The sequence below is a fragment of the Methanoregula sp. genome (genome assembly GCF_049686655.1).
Classification (GTDB): Archaea; Halobacteriota; Methanomicrobia; order Methanomicrobiales; family Methanospirillaceae; genus Methanoregula.
Genome location: NZ_JBAVIG010000046.1, coordinates 13,122 through 38,676 on the forward strand (window position 1 = coordinate 13,122; position 25,555 = coordinate 38,676).

Below are 25,555 nucleotides of genomic sequence, written 5' to 3' on the forward strand. Positions count from 1 at the left end.
GTCACACCAGCGGTTTCATGGCAAGTGCAGGATGCCCGACACGTTCCAGGAATACCATGAGGTCTTCGATAGTCGCTGCAGTAGTCTCGTCACCGATCTTCTCAAAGAACCCGGCGAGCCCCCGTTCGGCAAGTTTTGCCTCCAGCCGGCTTTTCAGTTCCTCCTTGATTTGCGAGGGCATCCAGACCAGGCGCTCAATCCCGCCGTCTCCCTTGAGGAACTTGTCAGAGAGGATAAAATTTTTTGAGATGCCGGCAAAGCCCGGTGTCTGTGCTCCCCCGCCAATCGTACCTGCGAGTGTGGAAAAGGTCATTCCTGAAGGTGTTATTCCCTTGAATTCCCGGTTCACGACCATGATGCCGTTCACTTCCGGCAACATGAGAGCGATTGCCTCGAAGCAGCCGCAGCAGGTCATCGGGACTTCCATTACGCTGTAGAGGGAGCAGCGCTCGATCTCACCATGACTGGCCTTCTTGACGAACCGGTTGATCCCTTCATATTCCCCGGTCTGGGCATTGATGACGGCCCCTTTCTCTACGGGCTGGTTTGCACCGGACGGGGACATCTCGTAGGCAATTTTCCCGTCAAGCCAGCTGATCGCACCACAGAGCGCAAGGCGTTCCGGGGTGATGATGCAGACATGGTTCGGGGCAAACGTCTGGCAGAGCGTGCAGGAGTAATACAGGTCAACGTCAGTATCGTGCATACCCTTGATCCGGGCATCCCGTTCGGCGTACACCTGTTCAGCAGCTTTTCTCGCCCCGGGCACTTTGGAACCATCAGTTATCAGCGTAACGGAGACTGCATCGAGGAGGTTTGGGAAATCCATGCGGAACTTACTGGCCAGGAGCTTGCCGATATGCTCGATCTTCACACCTTTCGCAACGGCTTCTTTGGAAAGCCTCACCCAGATCAGGTCCCGCTGGGCAACGTGCCACGAACCTTCGCCATAATTGACAAAGTTGTGGATCCGCCGTTCCAGCACCGGCTCGTAATCCTTCTTCATGGTTTTGCCGGCAACTTCGACGATAATCCCGAGCGGGTTGGCAGATCCCTCTTTCATGGCATCGATCTCCGGGCCGATTACTGTTACCTGGCCGTCCGTGATCTCGCCCGGGGAACGCATCCGCAGGAGTTCGAAAGCCGGGGACCTGCCGCCGCCGAACTCCACGTACATCTCTTCCTTGCGTATGCTCTTGCCCTCAAATGCCGGGGAACAGCCCATCGGGATCGGGATCGCAGTCACGTTGACCCTGATGCCTTTCTGTTCCATGCCAAGCCGGACTACATCTTCCGGTTTTGCGGAGATCCACGTCCCGCCAACATATTCCCCGAGGGAGAGTATGGGGAATCCAAGGACACGCATCCCGTCGACAAGGGCGATCTCCTCATCGGTCAGTCCCGGGAAGACAATGACGATCGCTTTTGCCCGCTCTGCCGCATAGGCAAGGAGCCGGTGCGTGTCACCGGGAGTGACGCCCCCGAACATCATCGCAACCCTGGCAATGATATCGACAAAATGGATCCCGTGGAAAGGGGCCGATCCGAGCGGGATGAGCCGGTATTCGAGACCGAGTTTCACTCCAGCGCCGGACAACCCGGGAACGACAGGGCCGGCGAGGAATGTCAGCATATATTTCTCCTGCAGCTCCCGGCAGATCGCGGCAGCACTCCCGGCACTTTCCGGTGTGCCTACCACCAGGGCCAGGCCAAGGATGCTCCCGTCCACAAGGGAGTATCCCAGCTTGCGGATCACCGTGTCGCTGATGAATCCTGTGTACGGGTCCGGTTCCTTTCCGGAAACTGCCGTACTTTCTGCAAGCAGGCATTCGGAAGCAACTATGGGATTATTGCCGGTCTTTGCGAATACCTCTGCAGCTGCTTCCCGGTCATGGACTGCTATACCCGTAAGGGCAAACGATATCGGAAGATGGTATGCAGTCTCCTCGTAGGAAAAAGGCTTACGTATGGTTGTGATCCGTTCCAGCAACTGGGTTTCGCCATGTTTTTTGGCCAATTCCACGTCGATCATTATCCGGTTCCCTCTGATCATGGGTTACCCGGTAAGATAGATATAGTTTCGTTACCGGGTAATCACGGATAGCCCCGGAAAAGGGATATTTTTTAAAAATGGCCCTGCCAATGACAAAGATATATATTCCTTATAAATGATAATGATTTTACGAGAGGCTGAAATCATGCGTATTTTTCGGAATTACAAAATTCTTTCATTCTTTGTGCTGATTATTGCCCTGCTCTGGTGTTCCTCACCCGTGCTTGCCGATAATGGCAGTGTCTCCATTGCATACCGCGGTGCCGGCGGGAATTATATCGGCGACGACATAATTTTTGACGGCTACAATTCTGTGAGTAACATGACGGTCCTCCAGATCACCGGCCCAGGACTCCCCGCAGCCGGCGTCCCTGTGTATGATCTCAATGGTCAGGCAGGAACGGGAAATCCTGTTCAGGTAAACCCTGACGGGTCCTGGAAGTTTGTCTGGTACACGGGCAGTATCCAGGGACTTGACAAGATGCAGACTGCACGGTATTATATCACTGCGTACGATCTGAGCGACCCGACGAAAACTGCCACCACGTCCATCATGATGGACAGGCCGGAATTCTATGTCGTCCCGACCCCGAACCCGGTTGAGACCGGCGATTACATACAGCTCCTGGGAACTGCAGAACAGGGGGCACCGGATATCGTGATCGAAGTCCAGGACCAGAACGGCAATAATATTCACATCTATGATACGTCAGCTACCAGCATGGGGTACTTCAATTATGGGTTCCATATCGACATGCCCCCGGGCGATTATCCGGTTATCCTCTCAAGCGCCACCATGAAGAGCTCGTACCAGACGGTCATTCATGTCATCTCGCCGCAGGCACCGACCCCGGTATCTACCCCAGGTACCGGCAACACGGGCCAGCCGGGTATTACAACCGTGCCGACTTCCGCCATGACTCCTGTTCTCCCGGTTAGTCCGGCATCCCCGGGAATAACCGTGACACCGGCATCGGCAGTAACCAGAACTACAGAGCCCGCGTCCGTCTCACCTCTTACCATCATAGCAGGTCTCGTCATTGCCGGTCTTGTCGTTTTGCTGATACTGGCTCTCGGGCGAAAGATTTAACCGTTTTTTTACTTCCAACCTTTTTTGATTAGCTTGAAATCCAGGACTATCGGCACCTGACCATAACGTATATCGGGCTTTGGGAAAAATGCTACAGCCACAACCGGTGAACCATGGGAAAATTTTCTTTTATTGCTCATATGCCCGATGCTCCCGGTTCCCTGCACCGGGCGGCCGAGATCATCAAAAAATATGACGGGAATATCAACCGCATCCAGTTCGACCGCCGTATCGATCCCGGGACGGTATTCTACGAAGTCACTGCTACCGGTGAATCCTACCGGAAAATCACCGATGAACTCGCAGCGATCGGGTACCTGCAGTCTTCGATAAAACCCCTCGACTTCCTGAAGTTCTGTGTTTACCTGCCGCACCAGCCGGGTGCACTCTACGAATTCCTGAGCTATACTACGTCCGCCGGTGCCAATATCGCCCTGATCGATTTTGATGACAAGGGCCGGCACCCGAACCGGCTCACGGTCAGCCTCAACCTCGAACAGAGCACGGTGGTTGACGAGCTCCTCGACCAGCTGAAGTCCCGGTACCGCCTCGAGATCATCGAGTACGACAAGACCGGCCGGCACCTGGATGACACCGTATTTTATGTCCGGTATGCACAGGAAGTCCGGGACCTGATCGGGGAGTCCGAAGAGGCGTTCCTCCTCTCGTTCATGGCCGATACCAACCATATTGCCCAGGAGCTGACAGACCGGGGGTTCGATCCCCGCAAGGCATTCGACTGCGTCCTCACTACCGGGCGGACCCTGAATGCCACGAACGGTGACCGGTTTTATGCGGATGTCCAGCAGTTCCCGCTTACGCCGGATACCACGCTGTTCTGTTTCCAGCTGCCCTGCGGGGGAAGCATCTTCCTGATCCAGGCACCGGACGAGCTCGTGATGATCGACACCGGGTACGGGATCTACCACGATGCCGTGATGGCGATGTTCTCGCATTACGGTCCCGGGAACCTCCGGAACCTCTCACGGATCGTCATCACCCATGCGGACGGGGACCATTGCGGTGCTGCCGGGTTCTTTAAGGTCCCGGTATTCCTGCACAAAGATACCCTTGAGATCATCCGGACCAATAACCGGGCCTACGGGTCACGGAACCAGGAGTCCGTGCTCGAGGAGTTCTACACGAAGATGATCAACCTCTTCTCCGGTTTTAATCCTCCGGAGGATAGCCGGGTCTTTCCCGATCCTGCGGGGGCAACCCGGGGAACCCTGCCGGTGATCGGCACGGTCCGGGCCGGGGAGATCATCCTCGAGGTTCTGGAAGGGCTGGGCGGCCATACCTGCGGGCAGGTCTTCCTCTACTCCCCGGCCCACGGCCTCCTCTTTGCTGCTGACACGGTGATCAATTTTTCGAGCCTTTCCCGGGAGCGGGCGGACTACAGTTCGCTTGCCGCATTTCTGGTTACGTCCGTCAATGTCAACAGTGAACTGGCAAAACAGGAACGCACGGCCCTGCTGGCACTCGCCGAAGAGACCGACAGGACACTTGCAGGTACCGGCCGGCGCTGCCTCATCTGCGGCGGGCACGGGGCTGTATCCGTGCTGGAGAACGGGAAGCTCGTGCCGTCTGGGGATATCAAGCGATACGATGCCGGGAAGAAGAACGAACAGGCAGGCACAAATTGACAAACCGGGCCGTGAATGCTTCTACGCACCGGCAGAATCGGCCGCCCGGTGTGGCAAGACCCGGTAAAAAGATGGTTACGGAATCCTTGGGACAGCACACAGGTTGCCAAACTTGTTGATGCTGTACGAGGCGAGAATGGCCTCATCGTTGAGACTCTTTTCTCCGATGCCGATCCTGCTCAACTTGTCACGGATTATTTTAATCTTCTTTTCAGTATGTTGCATAGGCTGGTTGTTTACTTGGCGAGTGACACGATAAAGAGATGTATTGAAAATTCACGCTCATTTCATAAAGTATACCAAAAATGCCAGTAAAACCCAGAAGATCTTTTTTATTTTCGGTTCACGATCGTCCAGGGCATCAGTATTCGTAATTGGTAACAATAATTTCCTGCGTTCCTTTCCGCCTCTGCCCGTTACAGTTGATGAACCGCTTGGCATCTACCGTCTCTATTGTAAAACCGCTGTACAGTTCTTCAATTTCCGGCACCTTCGAGTTGCTCAGCATCAGGTGCACGCCTTTTTTCGAGAGTTTCCGGAACAGCCTGGCAAGGCGTTCCTGGTCGGCGAACCTGAAACCGCGGGAATTATAATCCGTGAAATTCGCGGTCTTTGATAACGGCATGTAAGGCGGATCAAAGTACACAAAATCACCGCGTTTCGCGGTTTTGACTGCAGATCCGAAGTCGTCATTAAGAATACGGACCCTCGCGAGGAGGGTACTGAATTTCATAAGAGATGTTTCCGAGACAAGCGCCCGGTCCGCATGCCTTCCGAACGGGACATTGAACTCTCCCTTGTTGTTTACCCGCCACAGTCCGTTGAACCCGTACCGGTTCAGGTAGATGAGCATGGCGGCCCGTTCGATTTCGTGCCCCGGCAGCCCCATGATACGGTTGAACTCATGTTTGCAGGTATTGAATGAAGTGCAGTCATTCCTGAATTCCTCCTTGAGTACTGCCGCGATCAGATCGGAGGGGTGCTGCCGGACTACCTGGTAGAGATTGATCAGTTCCCCGTTTATGTCAGCTATGACTGCTGATCTGATCTGCCCTTTGTTCCCCAGGTGGACCAGCAGCGCTCCTCCCCCGACAAATGGCTCAAAATACGTGTTCCAGCCGGCCGGCAGGCGCCTGTCGAGTTCGGCAAGGAGCTGCCGTTTCCCGCCAGCCCATTTTATGAATGGCGAGCATTGTGTCCGGGATGTGTGCACCTGTAAAATTTCATGTACATCCCATATAGATCTATCCCCGTAATCAGGGAAATGGCACCGGGATATGGGAAAACAGTCGTGAAAACCGTGTGTACGATATTCTCATCTACTTTGTGATTGCATCCTTTAAGAGAATAAGCATGGAAAGCCACAGGGTACAGGAAATGATGCTGTTGATGGCATCGAAAATCCGGGCGATTGCGAATACGATCTCAGACGAGGACGTGGAGAAACTCCTGGCCGAGCTTCTCAAGGCAAAACGTATCTACGTAATCGGGGCCGGGCGCTCGGGACTCGTGGCAAAGGCGTTTGCCATGCGCCTCATGCACCTCGGGCTCCAGGCATACGTTGTGGGAGAGACGATCACTCCCGCCCTCAATACCGGCGATGTGATGGTCATCTTCTCAGGTTCCGGCAGGACCAAGACGGTGGCCGATATCGCCGAGACCGCAAAAGATCTCGGGGCACACCTCTGCCTGATCACCTCCAATAAGGAATCCCGTATCGGAAAAATTTCTGACTGCATCGTGATCATCGAACACCAGCGGGACGAGGTGGAGGACGATGCCCTGGAATTCGAGATCCGGCAGATGATGGGCGATCACAAGTCCTTTGCCCCGCTTGGCACGCTCTTTGAGACAGCGTCCATGATCTTTGGCGATGCGGTGATCTCCCGGCTGATGGAGATCACAAAAACGGATGAGAATGCCCTCAAGAACAGGCACACTAATATCGAATGACCATCGAGTGGTTCCTATGGTACTGAAATTCTCTCCACGGGTCACCGGTATCGAGATCTCCGGGATCCGGAAGATTTTCGAATCCGCAGGACCGGATTCGATCAATCTCGGGCTCGGGCAACCGGATTTCGATACACCGCAGCATATCAGGGACGCGGCGATCCGTGCCATCAATGAGGGAAAGACCGGTTACACGCCGAACACCGGTATCCCGGAACTCCGTACTGCGATCAGCCGGAAGTTCAAACGGGAGAACAGTCTTTCCTATACTCCCGACCAGCTCATCGTCACTGCCGGCGCGAGCGAGGCCCTCCATATCGTGATGCAGGCGCTTGTCTGTGACGGCGACCGTGTGCTCTGCCCTGACCCGGGGTTTGTATCGTATGCTTCCCTTGCTACGATTGCCGGCGGCCGGCCGGTCAGCGTGCCACTGACAAAGAGTCTTCATCTCGATGTAGAAAAAGCAAAATCCCTTATGACCGGCGCAAAACTGATGGTCTTCAACTCCCCGGGTAACCCGACCGGTGCAGTCGAGGACAAGGAATCCATCAGGGCCCTTGTCGAGTATGCGGATGACAAGGGTGTCATTATCGTCTCCGATGAAGTGTACGAGCACTTCATTTATGGCAAAAAACACTGGAGTCCGGGTACATTTGGCGAGAATGTCATCACCATCAACGCGACGAGCAAAACCTATGCGATGACCGGCTGGCGCCTCGGTTACCTTGCCGCCCCTTCAGAGATTGTTGGCCAGTGCCTCAAGGTGCACCAGTACTGCCAGGCCTGCGCCACGTCCATCTCGCAGTACGCTGCGGTTGCCGCGTACGAGGGAGACCAGGCACCGGTCAGCGCGATGCGCGACGAGTACAAAGTCCGCCGCGACCTCCTCTGGAAAGGACTGTCGGATCTCGGGCTGGAATTTGCCGTGCCCGAGGGCGCGTTTTATGCCTTTGTCCCGATGAAACCGGCACTTGCAGAGAAGATCATCGGGGCCGGCGTTGTCATCGTCCCCGGTACCGCATTCGGTGCCAATGCACCGGAGTATGCACGGTTCAGCTATGCAACCTCCCGGGAGAACCTGTACCGGGCCCTTGACAGGATACGAATGATAATGGATGAATGACATACTGAGTGATTACCATGGTCAAAGAACTGTTACGGAAATTATCCAATGCACACGGCGTCTCTGGCAGTGAAGGAAGCGTCTATGCAGTCATCAAGAAAGAACTGAAAGGACATGTGGATGAGATCCGCGAGGACACGATGGGGAACCTGATCGCCGTGAAGAAGGGAAGCAGGTTCAAAGTTATGCTCGCCGCTCACATGGACGAGATTGGCCTGATGGTCAAATTCGTGGATGAGAAAGGATTCCTCCGCTTCGTTGCTCTCGGCGGCTGGTACGGCCCCACGCTCTACAACCAGCGGGTGGTCCTCCACTCGACCAAAGGCCCGGTCTACGGTGTCATTGGCGGCAAGCCCCCGCATATGATGGATGACGAAGAGCGCAAGCGCGGTGTCAAGATCGATGACATGTTCATCGATGTCGGTGCCACGAACCGGCAGGAAGTGGAAGTGCTCGGTGTGGATGTGGGTACCCCCGTCACGGTCGACCGGGAATTCGCTGAGCTCGGCAACGGTCGCGTGACCGGGAAGGCATTTGACAACCGTGCCGGTGTCGCAATGCTGATCAAGACCCTGAAAGAAACAGACTCCCCGCTCACGATCTTCGGCGTCTTTACCGTGCAGGAAGAAGTAGGTCTCAAGGGAGCACGGACGAGTGCATATGCGCTGGACCCCGATTGTGCCATAGCAACCGATGTCACGATCCCCGGCGATCACCCGGGTATCGAGATGAAGGACGCCCCGGTCGAGATGGGTAAAGGCCCCGTTATTACCATCGTTGACAGCAGCGGACGCGGCCTCATCGCGAACAGGAACGTAGTGAAGTGGCTCAAGGAAGCAGCGGACAACAACAGCATCCCGGTGCAGCTTGAAGTCGGCAGCGGGGGCACGACCGATGCCACTGCCATCCACCTGACCAAGGGTGGCATTCCGAGCACAACGGTCAGCATCCCGTCACGGTACATCCACTCGCCCGTGGAAGTACTGGACATCAGGGACATCGAGGCTGGTGTCCGGCTCCTGGTCGCTGCACTGAAGCAGAAGCCGGTGCTGTAATTTTTCACTATGATCTTTCAATTTTTTTTGACTCTGTAGAAATCATTGCAAATAGTAACGTGGCGGATTATCCGCTGGGACTGTTTTTAACCGAAAATAAAAATTGTCCGAGCTGGTTCTCATGGGTTCTGATACGTTGTCGGTAAGAATGGAATTTTTTATTGAGGTGAAAAATCGGGCTTCCCCCGCCGGCACCCCAGAATCTCACTATGAAACAAATAATAACCCCGGGGTTCTACGCATATCCGCCGGCGAATCAGCGATGAACCCCGCCTGCTTTAATAATATAAATTCCTATTCGTACAAATGTGCATCTAATGGCCGGGGCACGTGGGTGCAGCCGCCAGACAGGAGAGACAAACGTGAAAAAATCAGGAACCATTCTTATCGGGGCCGCGATGCTCTGCATGATTGCGCTTTACGTACCTGCTGTGAGTGCAGCGGATTCCGGGCAGTCATGGAACAACAACCCGGAACACATCACTGCAATGAAGGCGTATGTCGCATATGTGAGTGAAGATTACCAGGCAATGATGAACGGAGCGATCAGCTATATCGGTACGATCAGCGGATCTGCCGGTACGGGCGACCTCACCGGGGCAGAGCAGCAGTTCACTGCGACTGCTGGTTCGGTGCAGTCCATGACTACCAATGATTCGATCGATGCCGCCCTCACCCAGATGAAGGGAGAAGTTTCAACGTTCCATACCGACACGGCAAACGACCTGAAGGCGTACAATGGCAGCGAATCTGCGCTCCGTGCGAGCGTGAACGCATCGATCACCGCAGACCAGGCAACCATCGAAAGTCTTGATACTGCATGGTGGACCGCACGCGAGACCTCCCGTCTCGATGAGTTCACCCACAACGATGCCATCCGGAATGGTGCTCTCACTAATCTTTCGGCAAAAGGCATTGACGTCTCGCAGCCACAGGGTATCGAAACCCAGATCGGCGGCCTGCAGGGTTCCCTGAAGTCGGCCCTCGACGCCCGGGACGAGAAGGCACTCGCCGGCGTGAATACCCAGCTCGGCACCTTAGGCACGCAGTTCTGGGAGGCCATTGCCGGGGATGCATGGCAGGCACGGGAGACGACCCGTCTTGCCGAGTTCGATAACCGCACGACTATCCTCCAGAACCAGCTCACCAACATGACCGCACGGGGGATCGATGTCACCCAGGCGCAGGCCATCCTCAGCCAGATCACGGCCGAACGCGATCCTCTGAAGGCCGCGTTCGACAACCATGACCAGCAGGCATTAAAAACGGTCGACACCCAGCTGACGGCGCTGTACCAACAGTTCAGGACTACTGTCCAGGGATACCGCCAGGCTGCCGTGTCCAGGGCCCGGGAGAATGCAGGGAACATGACGAGGAACGCATCATTCCGCCAGGGGGCATTCCGTGGTGCAGCGACACCGGCCATGACGGGAGGCAACACCAGCTGAAACAGGTTTCAGGCTTGGTATGGAAGGAGAGAGATCATGAAACGTTTTACCATTGCGACAGGGATCTGTGCAGTCCTGGTGATCGCGACAATATTCGCTGCAGGGTGCACGTCAACATCAAACACGCCAGCGACGGGGGCGGGAGCATCCCCGCAGGTTACCCAGACGACCGCACCAGTCCAGGAGGGCAGCGGCGCTTCACCGCAGCTGACAGGGACCGCTGTTTCAGCACCGGGCTCTGACCAGGGAACGCAGGTGGACAATGCCGGTAACACGGGAACCGATGCAGCAACGGCCAATGCCGACGCTGCAGTCGATCCCTACAACAGCACCAGCCAGTCAACAACCATGGTGCCGGACAGCGCGGATCTCGGGGACCCGATCCCGTGAAGAACCGTATCTGATCTATTTTTAATCACTTTTTTTTAAAACAATCACAGTTAACTGTGATATATGCTTAACTGCGTCGTAGACAACTAATGTTCAGTCAATTTTTCTTACATAATGTACTTGTCGTGTGTGAGCATATTTTTTGTGATCTTGCTCGTCCGCCGATCCGGCTTCTGGTTTCCGGCGCCGGATTTTCCGGGAAAAATCTCGCAAATTTTTCGAAAAATCCGGATCGGCGGAGGATATCGTTATGATACCTGCCCATCTTGGTCGGGACAGCGCAATACGCTACGACAAAAGGCGGGTTCTTTTCGATCAGCGCATAAGTTGACACGTTCTGTGGGTAATCGACCAACTGGGGGGCATGGCGAGGCTCATTCATCGATCATTTTGGAACCTGATTAGGAAACATCTGTATTATTGGCATACTTTCAAGAGGAGCCGTGCAGCAACAGAGGGGAGATCCCGAACGTGCCGGCAGCGAGGTATTACACAGCTCATGGGTAAATGCCTGGTCCCCCCGTGGAAGGGACGGATCTGTTGTCATGTTTCCCGATCAGGTCATCGCGATTACGATTACCTTACAGACATATTGATCTGCCGGTTTGTTCGTCAGCGGATCGCTGAATAGTTACTATTTTGAGATTAAACGTTATGTTCGGGGTCACGCTGTAGCGTAGGTGAATGCAGAATATGAGTTAAACGAAAAAGCGGTCACCAACAGTAAACGCAACAGAACTGAATAGCAGAATGTTTATATTGGTGAATGTAAAGTATAATTTACAAAATATGGAGTATGTAGGACAATCTGGTTCATACTACTGCTTCACAGCATTCGGATGTACACCAAGTATGTGCCATAGCGTATAGGATACTAATCGTATGGTTTGGCCCTCATCAGGCAGTATAGTATCAGTGATGAAACACTGGTGATGCCCCATGAATTCCCGTCTCATCTTCATCGCAGGGTGCATGATACTGATTTTTATCGCAGTCACCGTTATTCCGACTGCAGCGGACCCTACACCCACAACGACAATACCGACATCCGTACCTACAACGGTACCTACAACAGTGCCTACAACCGCTCCACCGACGCCGATCTTCACTGGCATCTCGCCGGTAACCGGTTCGATTGCCGGTGGCACTTCGGTAACTATCACCGGAAGCGGCTTTACCGGGGCAACCGCGGTAACCATTGGGGGTGCAGCAGCCACCAGCGTGACCGTTATCAGCGACTCCTCAATCACTGCAATCACTCCGGCCGGCATTGCCAGGGCTGCTAACGTTGTGATTGTCACACCCAGAGGCACCGCAACCGGGACGGGAGCATTCACCTATTCAGCTCCTGCCCCGACGTTCACCGGCATCTCACCGGCATCGGGCCCGGCTACCGGCGGGACTTCGGTAACCATCACCGGAAGCGGCTTTACCGGGGCAACCGCGGTAACCATCGGGGGTGCAGCAGCCACCGGTGTGACCGTTGTCAGCGACTCCTCAATCACGGCAACCACTCCGGCCGGCACTGCCAGGGCCGCTACTATTGTAATCACCACTCCCGGTGGCTCGATTACCGGGACAGGGGCATTCACCTATTCAGCTCCTGCCCCGACGTTCACCGGCATCTCACCGGCATCGGGCAAGGTTTCCGGCGGGACTTCGATAACCATCACCGGAAGCGGCTTTACCGGGGCAACCGCGGTAACCATTGGGGGTGCAGCAGCCACCGGTGTGACCGTTGTGAGCGACACAACAATCACTGCAACTACCCCGGCCGGCACTGCCGGAACCGCCAACGTTATAATCTTCGCACCCGGCGGCTCGGCCACCGGGACGGGAGCCTTTACCTATACAGTAACGACTTCAATTCCGATCGTGACACAGGTCTCACCGATGTCCGGCCCGGCTACCGGTGGCACCACGGTAACCATTACCGGTAGCGGCTTTACCGGGGCGACTGCGGTAACCATTGGCGATGCATATGTCACCGGTGTCACGGTAGTCAGCGACACAATAATCACTGCAACTACCCCGGCCGGCACCGCCGGCACCGCCAGCGTTGTCATCATCACACCCGGTGGCACTGCAATCGGGTCTTTCACCTATGTGAACCCGGCCGCCCCCGGACCGGCATTCGCCGGCATCTCACCGGCAACCGGCCCGGTTACCGGCGGCACCCCGGTAACCATTACCGGAAGCGGCCTTGCCGGGGCAACCGTGGTAACCATCGGGGGCGCAGCAGCCACCAGCGTGACCGTTGTCAGCAACACAACAATCACTGCAACTACCCCGGCCGGCACAGCAGCCGGACCCGCTGACATTATAATCGTCGCACCCGGCGGCACCGCAACTGGTACAGGAGCATTCACCTATACAGCTCCAACTGCCACAGCAACACCGACACCGACGCCCACTCCGTCCGTTGTTGTGACTGGTATATCACCGGCATCCGGCACTACTCTTGGCGGCACGGTAGTAGCTATAACGGGAAGCGGGTTTACCGATCTGACAACGGTTATGTTCGGAACCACTGCAGCGTCTTCATATACATTTAACAGCGATTCATCAATTTCCGCAACTTCCCCGAATGAGGCAGTCGGAATGGTTGACATTACCGTTGTCACCCCCAGCGGGACATCTGCGAAGTCGACAGCCGACGAATATACCTATACAGCAGCAACGACAACCATCCCGGTTGTGACTGCCATATCCCCGACGTACGGCCCGGTTTCTGTCAGCACCCCGATAACCATTACCGGGACCGGCTTTACCGGAACAACTGCGGTGACCGTTGGCGGCACAGCTGCATCCAGTTTCACCGTTGTCAGCGATACCGAAATCACCGCGAGCACGCCTGCCAGTCCAGGCGTCGGGCAAGTTGACGTTCTCGTTACAACGCCGAGTGGCACATCCGCGGAAGCAGCCGGTGACAAATACAGCTTTGCTGCGGCAGCAACCACTATCCCGCTCCCCCTCTTTTCTGCCTCACCGACCTCCGGGGCTGCACCCCTTGAGGTAGATTTTGAGGATGAATCGACCGGGACCCCGGCAACCTGGAGCTGGAGTTTCGGGGATGGGAATACCAGCACTCTGGAAAATCCCAGCTACACGTACTTGAATGACGGGACATATTCCGTGACACTGACGGAACAGAACTCTCTTGGCCAGAACGCTACAACCGAGACTGATTTCATCACTGTCGGGGGTTCAGGCATAGTCGCAGATTTTACCGCGACTCCCACGTCCGGCACAGCCCCGATGACTGTCCAGTTCACCGATATCTCGACCGGGTCACCGACAACATGGCTCTGGGATTTCGGGGACGGGACTACCGGAACGGATGAGAGCCCGTTCCATCTCTACACCAATCCGGGCGTGTACAGCGTCACCCTGATCGCAACGAACAGTGAGGGCAGCAATACGTTCTCGCAACCGGATGCCATAACGGTCTCCTCAGTAACTTCTGCTCCCACAGTTGCCGAGACGTACACACCCCCGCCAACTGCTGCCGACACATTCGTGATACCTACCGGTACCCAGCAGGCATCAGACAGCAGCAGTGCTGCCTGGCTCGCTCAGGAGAACGCGAAGTCCGCGGCCCTGGCGGTTGCTGCAACCCCGGCATCAGGTTTACCTCCGGCAATTTCCCTGATCGCACTTGTATGCGTGGCCTTGTTCTTCAGGAAAAATTATCAATAACTGTTCAGCGGCCAGATGAGCGCACGACGGGGTGAATAGCGCTGAAATGCGCCAACACGCGAGATGAGGAATGGCTGAACAGTTACACAAAAGTCGGTCCGAAAACTCGCGGACCCGATTGCAGATGTTGTGGCGTTAAACACTTTCACAGCCCCCCGTATTGACCTAATTACCCAATCTTTTGATTTTGTATTATGGAATGTCTACACAGACCAATGGACCCTGGAAGAATAGGAACCCGTATCGCGAAATATGACGGTGAAAAGGTTACGGGTTTCTGCAGAAACTTGAAGTTGTCTTCGGAAGGGCAAGTTCGTGGAACGATGCGACAATCTCAGAAAGATACAATATCACACCGGATGGCGATTTGATTTTGATATTAAGATAATTTCCTGATGGGGGACTCCACATAGATCCGTTCAAATTGATAGGTTAGCGCAGGTGACTTGAGTATTTCCTTACAATCCCTCCCCTCCGTCAACTTATTGGAATCAAATTTTGCAACAACTGGCCGGATTTATCCACTATCCCGTGATAAAGTGGTGGGCACTAGGTCTGGATTGTCTACGCGAGGAAGTGAATGAAATGACCGCAACACGCATTGAGACCGGAACTCCGGATGGGGATGCATTGGGATTCACTGAAGACCTCTTCTCCGGCTGGCTAAAGCGGGAGGAAAACCGGCTATGCCTCCATTATATTATATCCCGGGTGAAAACCGAGGGCAATGTCCAGCGCCTGATCCGCAGATGGCTGGACGAGGGTTATCAGGTCAGCGTAGTAATGCCCCGGCCTATCATGCAGCACATCCTTAAAAAATTCCAGTTCACACCCTCCATTGAGTACTTTCCTGAAGATTACATGGACAACGTGGAGGTTTGGTACTGTCCGGTGTTGCGTAATGTCAGAGTGTCGACCCCGACAATTTAGAATGCCCCAATCAAAATCCGTTTATTGACAGATTTTATCTCCGGTACCCTTCGGAATGTCGTCACCACGCATTCAATCATTCGGATTTGCGATCCGGCCCCGTATCTCCAATCTCTTGTGCCGTCGTAAACAGGTTTTTGTGCGGTGCCTTGTGCTCATGAAGGTCCGCCAGCCGCATTGCCTCTTTCTTGGCCTTATGTTTATCTTTGAACCCGGTGTAGAGGATGCGGATATTGTCGATATCGTCTTTGAGGTACACGGCATCGGGATATTCAATAAGCACGATCTGTCCTTCAGGACCGAAGTGCTTCTCTTCACTTTCCCCCATCATATACCGCTCGCGCTGATCCGTCGTCGGGGCTAAATATTTGTTATCGAACCGGAAAACTCCCATATCGATCTTCCTGCGATGAGGGATTGTTGATCCATGTGATGATATAACTGATGATGCCCCTGACCTGTTCCGATGATTCGGACCTGTGGGTCAAGGCAGTATTCGTTGAGAGGATCGTGGCATCATACAAGAAACGGGATGAGTGCCGGGACCTCCATCTTGTACTGAGTGTAGGCCGCGCCGAACTCTTCCTGCAGGTATTTCTCTTCCGTCCAGATCTTCCAGAGATAGGCGGCCAGTATCAGGAAAAATGCGATTATACCTAATGGCTCGCCAACGATAACAGCCGTACCGGCAACCGCGAACAGTATACCGGTGTAGATCGGGTGCCGCACGATATTGTATGGGCCGGTCCGGATAAGTTTGTGGTCTACCCTGATTGCAGGCATACTGCTCCAGTATTTCCCCAGGTGAACCCGTGCCCAGATCGCAAAACCGAGGCCCAGCAGGGTGATGATCGTACCCGTCAGCCCGATAATTAGATCGTCGGGTATGACCTTCTGGACCAGAAAACCGGGAGTGATCCCGGTGGAGTAGATCACGCAGAATCCCCAAAACAGCACGAACAGGAGCCAGAACCCACGGGACTGCCGGCGTTTCATGGGAGACCGGGTCCTCAATGCTGAGATGAGCCAGTATGCCCAGAAAACAACCCACGCAAGGGCCACTAATATAAGGAATGTATCCACGATCTCTCTCCGTATCAGGTACACCGGTCGATGTCCCCGGATATTGAATCTTTGGACTACAGGGTCTGATGCATTTGCAGTTAACGAAAGAATTTCACCGGTAAAAAAGTGTTCACCGACCCGCTAACGTATCCGACCCCCCTCCCTACGGAACCATCACCACAACTATATACTTCGGCAGGTACCCTTCTTCACCCATCGGATGATTTGACTCAAATAGACCCTTCCGGGAGGAATTAAAAATGGATCTTGACCCTTTCACTCTCTTGATTGTTGCAGTAATTCTGCTTGTAATTCTTGCCATGGCGATACGGATTGTCAATCAATGGGAGCGGGCAGTAGTCCTGTTCTTGGGAAAATTCGTTGGTATCAAGGGCCCCGGGTTGATTTTTATTATCCCGTTCCTGAACAATATCCCCTACATCATCGATCTTCGGGTTATCACAACCTCGTTCAAGGCTGAGCAGACCTTAACAAAAGATACGGTCCCTGTTAACGTAGATGCCGTGTTGTTCTGGCAGGTAATCGATGTGGAGAAAGCTGCGCTCGAAGTAAAGGATTACAAGGATTCAATCTCTCTGGCATCGCAGACTGCGCTCCGGGATGTTATCGGTAAAACCATTCTCGCCGATATGCTTACCGGTAGAGAAGCAATCGATGCTGAACTCCAGAGGTTGATCGGGGGCCGTGTAAGCGGGTGGGGCATCAGGATCCTATCCGTTGAGATCCGCGACGTGGTGATCCCCGGCGCGCTCCAGGATGCAATGTCCATGCAGGCGCAGGCCGAACGCGAGCGGCAGGCCCGTGTCATTCTCGGCGATTCCGAACGGCAGATCGCTGAGAAGTTCGAACAGGCTGCAAAGAGCTACGAGAACAATCCTACAGCGCTACACCTGCGGGCTATGAACATGCTGTACGAAGGGCTGAAGCGAGGACAGTCAACCATCGTTATTGTTCCGTCAACTGCCCTGAATACAATGAACCTTGGGGATATCACGGGCACCATCGCGCTCGCAAAGACGATAGAAAAAGAGAAGAAAAAGCAACCGGATCACGAGCAGCAACCTCAGTAATTTCCTGTAGTGTGCCGGGTTGGTACTGGTACGGTTTATGCTTACCGCATGCTCAATGAAGCGTGAAGGCCACCTAGCGGTTCTGTTGCGTTGGCGGTTGGCGATCAGTATCTCACATCGTTAAAGGTGGTCCGAATGACGATCCGACCTGACTTTCCTCATAAAATATTGTTAAATTTTTTCCTTCGCCAGATCTTGCGCGATGTATGCGTTTCTCCTACCGCAGTAACCTTTCCTAACTCGGAAATATTCAGATACGGTACCCATTCTCCTTTTGGTTCAAACGTCTCCCCGTCGACCCGTGTTCGTGGACTGTAAGATTTTTTTCCAATTTTTCTCTCGAAGATAATTGATCTCGATTCAATGATGGATTGAATATGCTACGAACAAGATCCCACAACAAATTCCCCTGTATACTGAATATTCGGCATCACCACCTGCCCACATAGAAATTTTTTCTGACATTGGCGGGGGAGATGGATGGAAAGAAAAATATGATAATTATGGTGGAACGACTACGATGATAATTTTGATTGGATCCACCGCGGTTCTTCACAGGACTGTAGATCGCGAACGGAGAGTTTACTGCCGCTGGGGGTACCTATCCCAATCTTTCGGATCCTCTTTGGCAAAATGTTATCAATGAACCCGCGACCGGAACCTGAGGGAAATTTTTTTATCGGTTTACTTTTAGAGAAGCCTGTTTTTCTGTCTGTGCCCCCCTCATAGCAAAGTGATGGTACCTTTTTTACTCCGGTGAGATGTCTATCTCACCCACATCTCCGGTTTTGTTTTGAAATCCGCTGCCGTGCCGTCGGCCCCATTACTCGCCCGGCCCGGCCACAGCCTCGCCGCTGGCAGCGATGTGTTCCCACACTTTTCTCTTGGCGTATCGCATCTCACTAAGGCATATAACCTCATTCAGACAAGAGACCACGTCAAGTCTGATGAATTCCCACAAAACAGGAAACCGCAAATGAGCAATTATCATTTTTGTATTGATTGTGAACACATCAAAACCAGGATGTTCTTAGGACTCCACGGAACGGCAGTTAAAGAATTATCATGCCCGGCCCGGTTCAACCCGCGGGAAGGGAAGTGGGTCCCGGGCGAAGGCGTGAATCCGCACGAATGCCCGCGGAATGAAAATTTCATGCGGATTCAGAAACAGGGTGAAGAACGCAGACTCCGGTGAATATGCATGGGGGAAGGGTTTAACGGAGTCGCCCCGGTAAACGTAACCCTGCATTTGATTATTTTTTCCTGTATACTCATTCATCCGGATCACGGGATCGTATCTATACTCACAACATTTAAATGCCGCACTGCCGTTCATATAAAAACTATCAACGGATCCTTCACCGTTTTATTCATGGGATTGTGTGAACGTTGTTGGACGGGCAATTGAGCACCCCCGGCGACGAATGCTCGTTATGTCCTGTGACTTAGAGCCCGGCACCATCTCCATTACAACGAGGTAACTGATCCGAAGATGAAGATGGCCGGCAAGGATTCCCTCTATCTTCGGGAATGTTGGTAGCACCTCATGTTGTCGTCCACTGATGGGGGAAAATGCACGGTACGGCCCCATGAAAAATGAAAAACTCTTCACACCATGATGGACTCCCGCGGATATGCCGGTTCCATGCACCAGAACATCCGAGACTACACAATTACCAAGGAAATGTGAATGCAGGAAATTGAACAACTGAAAGTCCTCCAGACCGAGCGGGAATCGTTTAAATTACGCACGAAACAGAGAGAGCAGGAGAAGAAAGCGGAAAACCAGACCGAAACGACCTGTCCGGAGTGCGGCGGTCGTCAGCTGACCCACGACCGTGAGCGGGCAGAACTGGTCTGCCAGAGCTGCGGGCTCGTGATCGATGACGAGTTCATCGACCGTGGTCCCGAGTGGCGGGCATTCGATGCCGACCAGCGGCAGAAACGGGCCCGGACAGGTGCACCGATGACCCTCACGATCCATGACAAGGGCCTCTCCACGATGATCGACTGGCGTAACAAGGACTCGTACGGCAGGTCGATATCCTCCAAGAACCGGGCCCAGCTCTACCGTCTCCGCAAGTGGCAGCGCCGGATCCGTGTCAGCAATGCGACCGAGCGGAACCTTGCGTTCGCACTCTCGGAACTGGACCGCATGGCCTCTGCACTGGGCCTGCCGCGGAACATCCGTGAGACCTCCGCCATGGTCTACCGTGACGCAGTCGACAGGAACCTGATCCGCGGCCGGAGCATCGAAGGCGTTGCAGCATCCACGCTCTACGCCGCCTGCCGGCAGTGCAGCGTGCCCCGCACGCTCGATGAGATTGCGGAAGTCTCCCGTGTCTCCAGGAAAGAGATTGGCAGGACCTACCGGTTCGTCTCCCGTGAGCTTGGCCTGAAGCTCCTGCCTACCTCCCCGCTGGATTATGTGCCCCGTTTCTGCTCGGGTCTCACTCTCAATGGAGAGGTCCAGAGCCGGACCATAGAGATCCTCCGGCTGGCTTCCGAGCGTGAACTGACGAGCGGCAGGGGGCCGACCGGCGTCGCGGCAGCGGCGATCTACATCGCCTCCATCCTGAGCGGGGAGCGGCGCACCCAGCGCGAAGTAGCGGAAGTGTCAGGGGTGACCGAGGTCACTATCCGTAACCGGTACAAGGAACTGGCAGAAAAACTGGATATCGAGATCATTCTCTGATCCCGTTTTTTTATCCTGATTGTGATTCCGGCAGATGTCGGATTTAGTTTTTGGACTGCGTGATCATCATGTCATCCACGCGGATGAGCATGATGGCGGTCTCCGATGCGCTCTGGATGGACTGGCGCTTGGACCTGAGGGGCTCGATGACGCCTTCTGCAAGCATGTCAACGATCTTTCCCTCGTAGACATTCAGGCCGGCATTCTTTTTGCCCATGGCATGGGCATTCTTGAGCTCGACCAGCTTGTCGATCGGGTCGAAGCCGGAGTTCTCCGCGAGCGCCCGGGGGATGGACTCGTATGCGGCTGCATAAGCTTCGATTGCCATCTGCACGCGGCCGCCGACGGTCTGGGCGAACTCGCGGATCTTCATGAGAAGTTCGGTCTCTACTGCCCCGCCGCCGACAACATAGGTACCGTCTTCCAGTGCATCCATCACGACACGGGTGCCATCGACAACTGCACGCTCCAGCTCGTCGAGCAGGTAGTCGCTTGTCCCGCGGAGGAGGATCGTGGTAGTCTTCGGGTTTTTGCACCCGGATATACGGGTCACTTTGCCCTCAGTGTCCTCTTCGACAAGATCTGCCATGCCGAGGTCCTTTGCCGTGAGCGCCTCGGCCTTGCCTACGATGGTCGCGTTGAGTGCCCGGCCTGCATACTTCATATCCTTCTCGGGTATGTCTTCGATTGCAAGGACGCCGGCCCTGGCGAGATAGAACTGGGCGATGTCCGAGATGCCCTTCTGGCAGAGGAGGACGTTTGCACCGGTGCTGATGATACGGTCGGCAAGGTTCTTCAGGGACTCGCGCTCCTGCACGGAAAAGGCCGTGATCTGGTCGGCAGACGATATCTTGATCTTTGCCTTGACCTGGGTCTTCGTTATCTCGAGCGGGGTGGCGATAAGGGCGACTTTTGCCTTCACGATCTTCTTCGGCATCCCTTCGTGGGCCCGGGTCTTGTCGATGATCACGCCGCGGATCAGTTCGGCGTCGTCCATGGACGGCCCCTTCTGCTTCTTGATCATCACATCGTCCTCGTCAACGAGCGTTTTGCCGTCCGCCTTCTCGGCTACGGCCATAACCGCATCGACGATGATGCTGTCGAGCTTCACCTTCACCTGCTCGATCGACTTTCCGGTGATCGCAGTGTTGGCGATCTTGATCAGGAGTTTCCGGTCCGTGGAATCGACCTTAAGCGCGAGGCTGTTCACGATCTCCAGCGCCTTCTCCATACCCGTGCGGTAACCTTCCGCGATGACGGTCGGGTGGATGCCCTGTTCAAGCATCGCTTCTGCCTGCTCCATCAGGGCACCGACAAGGATGACTGCCGTGGTGGTGCCATCGCCAACCTCCTTGTCCTGCGTGCGGGCCACCTCGATCACCATCTTTGCGCCGGGGTGCTTCACCGCAATCTCGCCGAGGATCGTTGCCCCGTCGTTCGTGATCACGATATCCCCGCCGGCCTGGTTCACAAGCATCTTGTCCATACCCCGGGGGCCGAGCGTTGACCTGACGGCACTGGCGATCGCCTTTGCGGCCATGATATTCGAACGCTGGACTTCCTTCCCGCGGGTCCGCGTTGTCCCTTCCTTAAGAATGTAAACCTGTTGTCCACCAAGCTGTTGTGACATGTAAAACCTCAATTGATGATATCTTTGTTCTGGTATTCCGGCATTGCCGTTCGTACTCCCGACATGCTGCTCCGGGTAGTATGCACTCGTGACCGGGGATTTTCATCCCATCCATATTACGATTTGTTCGTAGGGATTTTCGCCGGGTCCCCGCTGGTTACGCCGGTTCCTGTGCATCCCTGTGACGGTCAAGCCTTGCTTCGTGGCCTCATATGTCTATCTGTAATGCCAATCCGGAGCCCGGGTTTTCATCATAAACCAAAACTATGCCGGAAAATTCCCGGTAAAAAATTTTACGTGGGAGTCAGATGCCCGATCTGGAACGGGCACAGATCGGGATACCCGATACCTGCGATGACTGCCGGATCATTATAAAAATACCGTCGGGCTTCATCTGCCGAATCCACACGATAGAGAACAATGCCAACCGTGCCATCCGGTGCATCGCCGCTCATAACAATTTTTCCCTGTTCGAACAGGTGCTTGATATACTCCTTGTGCTCCTTCATTGCCGTCCGTTCTTCCTGCGTCATGGTCGTGTGAAAATCCGGGCGTTTTGGCCGGAGCAGGGAGATAAAATCCAGTGTCTGACTCATAGCTTTGATTGCTTGCCGTCAGCGGTTATACATATGGGATGGCAGTGCCGATTACTGCCAACGTCTTCTGCATTGTCTTATCGCCGTTACACCATCCCTTTTTGTCGTCTGGTAAGAAATTTGTCCGATCATCGTACCTTCCTGGTCCCGCCTTGCGATCTGAATCGTGTCCGTCGGTCTCGCCACAGCGAGCCCCGTGCCCCGCCCCCCACCCGATCACCGGCCTGGACACAGCCCCTCCTCTTCCAATAGCGGTTTCCTCCCCTCTCCTACAGGGACCGACGATGAGGGGGAGACGGTTTTCAAAGAAAGGAATCGGAAAAGGCACGTGGAGAAACGCATATATGCCATAGAGTTCTCTGGTCACTTGTATATGTTCAAGGGTGCCTTGGTTTTTATCATAATTCTGGTTATCTTAGTCCCTGTTGCCGCTCAGACTTCCCTTCCGCCCTGGAGCTGGAATACCTATAGCGGAACAAGCCAGTGGCAGGTAACGGTCACGGAAGACGATTCAGGGTGCGGGGGAGGAGTTACCAGTACCCAGACATCTGTTTCAATCCAGCACAATCTCGGGACCGCAGTAATGGGGGATGTTGGCCATGGAACTGCCGGGGGATCGTTCACCTCCGGAAATGTATTGCACATACCCGGCAGGACCGTGTCTGACCCGCCGGGAACTTCCACATTATCGGCATATGATATTTTCTTTACCACGGATTGTTCTGCATTTACCGGAAAATACAGCTGGGATTACACCGGTCCGGATACCGTGAATGGAGCGTGCAGCGGCTCAACTGCGCTAAGCGGGACAAACAGCCAGGGGTGCCCGGCGCCATCGGGGGTTGTGGCAGTTCCTTCCACTGAGCCGGTTGTAGCAATTCCTCCCGCTGAGCCAGGTGTGTGCATCAGCTGTGCGTATCTTTCAGCAGATCTGGCCAGCGCACATAGCGATCTCAACAACGATCTGAATGTGCGCGACTCAATGACAGCACTCAATAATTATATCTTTAAACACGATCGACCGGGAGACCTGGCAGGCACCCCGGAGATCGAACAGGATAAGCAGGTGCTTGCCGACGAGACGAACCAGATTCGGGCACTGGAACCAAAACTCGAAAATGAGTATGCCGCAGTACTTGCCAGGGATCCGGGTAATTTCTGGGCGAACTGGGACATGGCACTGCTGAAAAAGAGCCAGGGAAACTGGGACGAGTATAGTATTGACATGAACACTGCATTGAGCAACAAGGATATAGCCCAGAGCACGAAGGAAGAAATCGAGAATAATGTTGCCGGCAGCCTGGGCCTCTCAGAATTCCCCACACCGCAAAACAGCATGGTAATTCACAGGATGAGTAATGAAGGGAGTACGGTACAGAGCGTGAATGGAGCAAATATCCAGCAAGGGACAGTTGACACTACGCTGTGGCCCCAGGAACTCTACACGCTTTACGCCAATGCAAAGACAGTTGCAAATTATGGGTTAAAGGATCTCCCGACTACGCTCGTATATCATTGAGGTTTTTATGAAAGGACAGAGACCCGCAGGAATAAAAAATATGCACGCTGTCATGTTACTGTCCGGGATAGTTCTCCTGGTAATTTTTGCAGGCTGCATTTCATCATCCCCGCAGGCCCGGAATACTCCGGTACCTGCAACCCCGGTATCTTCACAGTATGCGCCATTCATTGCCGCAGCAAATAACTGCGAGGATATGAACGTTACAATCCAGGAGGATATCGGAACGTTCACGTATTCATCTTCCCAGGACTGCATCTTTACCAAGACGCTCGTCAGCCTGAACGACAGTGAAACACAGGAGATGAAAACGCTGCTTGAAGGAAAGAATATGACGTGTATATACACAAAAGGCAATTTTGACCAGAGGCTGGTTACAACCCTGATCGGCGGAATGGAGAACTGCAACGGCGATCTGAAAGACGATCTTGGAAATCTGACCATATTCTCCTGATCTGGTAACTTTGATCGACTATTTTTTCAGAAGAACTTATAGCAGCAATGCCGCGTCCTGAAAAGATGATTGCAAAATTTTAACTCTGATTTTTTAATGAAACTTTTTTCGGCTCTGTAGAATTCCTCAGTAAAAGATCCATCTGAAGATCGCAAGAATAATTTTCGAGAGGTTGTAGAGGATTAATTTGATTTTGAGTTCTTTGACCTGCGCTTGGAATTTCCGTGCTTTCAGGGCTTCCCCGAACTTTCTTTTAAGGACGGAGAATACGGTTTCGACTTTGTTTCGTTGATGGTACCGTGATTGGTCGAAGGATTTAGCGAGTTCTCGTCGGTAGATCCCAAAGATCCGTTTACGTTTTCTAGTTCTGACCGGAATAAGAGAATAGGCGTTCAAATCATCCCGGATAAGTCGGTGAATATCTTCAGAATCGTATCCTTTATCGAGGACGTAGGTCTCAGATTTTCTCGTTCGGTGACATTGAACGAGAAGTTTTTCGGCGTGAGGGATATCATGAACCGGTTGCTGGGAGATCTTGAACCCGGTAATGATCTGTTGATCAGTATCGACGGAGATCGAGGTTTTCAGAAATCGTTTTCGGGTTTTCCCGGTTCTCCAGGAATAATATGAACTGGCATAAGAACTGGTAAAACCCGACGAGTCGATGGCGGTACAAGTGATTCTCTCACCCCAATCGTAGAATTGTTTAATGAGCCGGTTGAGTAAACGGGTGAACGTCGAGGATCGAATCCGTTGACAGAACTTATGGATCGTCGTGAAATGGGGCACTTTATCGAGATGAATTCTCTCTCGAAGAGAGTCCATAATCTCGGTAAGTTCTACCGTATCCCGGTAATCTTCAGACAGGTACTCTTTCAGGAGAAGGAGAATGAGTAACTGGTGCTGAGTATACGTTTTTTTTGAGAACTTCGACGAGAAAAGAGGAATCCGAGAATCACGGATCAACCCTGAGGACAATTCAACAAACCTGATATACCGGTTTGTTGACATTATTTTGCCTCCTCGCTGGTTATGAGCATAACAAGGTAAGGAGGCACCGTACCTTAGCTTTTGTGGTCAGTTGTTTACTTCGGAGAATGGAGGTTTTCTACAGAGCC

At 53.8% G+C, this 25,555-nt stretch carries 21 protein-coding genes; 13 read left to right on the top strand and 8 right to left on the bottom strand.

The features are described 5' to 3' along the window. Nucleotide 1: 1 nt before the first annotated feature. A complete protein-coding gene (gene acsB / locus WBL42_RS05645; RefSeq protein ID WP_424720292.1) occupies nt 2-2,032 on the bottom strand; it encodes an acetyl-CoA decarbonylase/synthase complex subunit alpha/beta in 2,031 nt (676 codons plus the stop codon). 205 nt (nt 2,033-2,237) lie between these two features. Between acsB and WBL42_RS05650 the strand changes: the two genes are divergently transcribed. Both WBL42_RS05650 and WBL42_RS05655 read left to right on the top strand, forming a co-directional pair. Next, on the top strand, nt 2,238-3,143 hold the full coding sequence (locus tag WBL42_RS05650; protein ID WP_424720293.1) for a hypothetical protein: 906 nt from the start codon (nt 2,238-2,240) through the stop codon (nt 3,141-3,143). Nucleotides 3,144-3,256: 113 nt separating this feature from the next. After that, on the top strand, nt 3,257-4,789 hold the full coding sequence (locus WBL42_RS05655) for an MBL fold metallo-hydrolase (RefSeq protein ID WP_424720294.1): 1,533 nt from the start codon (nt 3,257-3,259) through the stop codon (nt 4,787-4,789). A gap of 75 nt (nt 4,790-4,864) precedes the next feature. On the opposite strand, the gene WBL42_RS05660 is transcribed toward WBL42_RS05655, so the two are convergent. After that, nucleotides 4,865-5,014: a hypothetical protein gene (locus WBL42_RS05660; RefSeq protein WP_424720295.1), complete on the bottom strand. Its 150-nt coding sequence runs from the start codon at nt 5,012-5,014 to the stop codon at nt 4,865-4,867. Between the two features lie 136 nt (nt 5,015-5,150). Next, a complete protein-coding gene (locus WBL42_RS05665) occupies nt 5,151-6,002 on the bottom strand; it encodes a DNA adenine methylase (RefSeq protein WP_424720296.1) in 852 nt (283 codons plus the stop codon). A gap of 140 nt (nt 6,003-6,142) precedes the next feature. Between WBL42_RS05665 and hxlB the strand changes: the two genes are divergently transcribed. From hxlB to WBL42_RS05700, 7 genes are all read left to right on the top strand, one after another. Continuing rightward, on the top strand, nt 6,143-6,742 hold the full coding sequence (hxlB, locus tag WBL42_RS05670) for a 6-phospho-3-hexuloisomerase (RefSeq protein WP_424720313.1): 600 nt from the start codon (nt 6,143-6,145) through the stop codon (nt 6,740-6,742). A 16-nt stretch (nt 6,743-6,758) separates the two neighbouring features. Continuing rightward, the gene (locus tag WBL42_RS05675) at nt 6,759-7,865 is read left to right on the top strand and encodes a pyridoxal phosphate-dependent aminotransferase (RefSeq protein ID WP_424720297.1); all 1,107 of its coding nucleotides are present in this window, start codon (nt 6,759-6,761) and stop codon (nt 7,863-7,865) included. Nucleotides 7,866-7,882: 17 nt separating this feature from the next. Then, nucleotides 7,883-8,920 (top strand): M42 family metallopeptidase, encoded by a 1,038-nt coding sequence (locus WBL42_RS05680; protein ID WP_424720298.1) that lies wholly within the window; start codon nt 7,883-7,885, stop codon nt 8,918-8,920. A gap of 317 nt (nt 8,921-9,237) precedes the next feature. Continuing rightward, nucleotides 9,238-10,368 (top strand): hypothetical protein, encoded by a 1,131-nt coding sequence (locus tag WBL42_RS05685; protein ID WP_424720299.1) that lies wholly within the window; start codon nt 9,238-9,240, stop codon nt 10,366-10,368. A 36-nt stretch (nt 10,369-10,404) separates the two neighbouring features. After that, complete coding sequence (locus WBL42_RS05690; RefSeq protein WP_424720300.1) at nt 10,405-10,758, top strand: hypothetical protein; 354 nt, start codon at nt 10,405-10,407, stop codon at nt 10,756-10,758. A 939-nt stretch (nt 10,759-11,697) separates the two neighbouring features. Continuing rightward, complete coding sequence (locus WBL42_RS05695; protein ID WP_424720301.1) at nt 11,698-14,457, top strand: beta strand repeat-containing protein; 2,760 nt, start codon at nt 11,698-11,700, stop codon at nt 14,455-14,457. A gap of 585 nt (nt 14,458-15,042) precedes the next feature. Beyond that, a complete protein-coding gene (locus WBL42_RS05700; protein ID WP_424720302.1) occupies nt 15,043-15,387 on the top strand; it encodes a hypothetical protein in 345 nt (114 codons plus the stop codon). A 76-nt stretch (nt 15,388-15,463) separates the two neighbouring features. Here WBL42_RS05700 and WBL42_RS05705 read toward each other — a convergent pair whose 3' ends face one another. Both WBL42_RS05705 and WBL42_RS05710 read right to left on the bottom strand, forming a co-directional pair. Continuing rightward, the gene (locus tag WBL42_RS05705) at nt 15,464-15,718 is read right to left on the bottom strand and encodes a hypothetical protein (protein WP_424720303.1); all 255 of its coding nucleotides are present in this window, start codon (nt 15,716-15,718) and stop codon (nt 15,464-15,466) included. Between the two features lie 185 nt (nt 15,719-15,903). Then, nucleotides 15,904-16,470 (bottom strand): methyltransferase family protein, encoded by a 567-nt coding sequence (locus tag WBL42_RS05710; RefSeq protein ID WP_424720304.1) that lies wholly within the window; start codon nt 16,468-16,470, stop codon nt 15,904-15,906. A gap of 242 nt (nt 16,471-16,712) precedes the next feature. On the opposite strand from WBL42_RS05710, the gene WBL42_RS05715 reads away from it, so the two are divergent. Together WBL42_RS05715 and WBL42_RS05720 are read left to right on the top strand one after the other, a co-directional pair. Further along, nucleotides 16,713-17,543 (top strand): slipin family protein, encoded by an 831-nt coding sequence (locus WBL42_RS05715; protein WP_424720305.1) that lies wholly within the window; start codon nt 16,713-16,715, stop codon nt 17,541-17,543. 1,690 nt (nt 17,544-19,233) lie between these two features. After that, a complete protein-coding gene (locus WBL42_RS05720; protein ID WP_424720306.1) occupies nt 19,234-20,238 on the top strand; it encodes a transcription initiation factor IIB in 1,005 nt (334 codons plus the stop codon). Nucleotides 20,239-20,281: 43 nt separating this feature from the next. Here WBL42_RS05720 and thsA read toward each other — a convergent pair whose 3' ends face one another. Continuing rightward, nucleotides 20,282-21,868: a thermosome subunit alpha gene (gene thsA, locus WBL42_RS05725; RefSeq protein WP_424720307.1), complete on the bottom strand. Its 1,587-nt coding sequence runs from the start codon at nt 21,866-21,868 to the stop codon at nt 20,282-20,284. Nucleotides 21,869-22,161: 293 nt separating this feature from the next. Next, nucleotides 22,162-22,464, bottom strand: coding sequence for a YciI family protein (locus WBL42_RS05730; protein ID WP_424720308.1), 303 nt, complete (start codon nt 22,462-22,464; stop codon nt 22,162-22,164). A 328-nt stretch (nt 22,465-22,792) separates the two neighbouring features. Here WBL42_RS05730 and WBL42_RS05735 point away from each other — a divergent pair, with 328 nt between their 5' ends. Then, nucleotides 22,793-23,983, top strand: a complete 1,191-nt coding sequence (locus WBL42_RS05735) for a hypothetical protein (protein WP_424720309.1) — start codon at nt 22,793-22,795, stop codon at nt 23,981-23,983. 40 nt (nt 23,984-24,023) lie between these two features. Beyond that, entirely contained in the window at nt 24,024-24,437 is a 414-nt protein-coding gene (locus WBL42_RS05740) for a hypothetical protein (RefSeq protein WP_424720310.1), read from the top strand. Between the two features lie 126 nt (nt 24,438-24,563). Here WBL42_RS05740 and WBL42_RS05745 read toward each other — a convergent pair whose 3' ends face one another. Next, on the bottom strand, nt 24,564-25,448 hold the full coding sequence (locus tag WBL42_RS05745) for an IS5 family transposase (protein WP_424720311.1): 885 nt from the start codon (nt 25,446-25,448) through the stop codon (nt 24,564-24,566). Between the last annotated feature and the right edge of the window lie 107 nt (nt 25,449-25,555).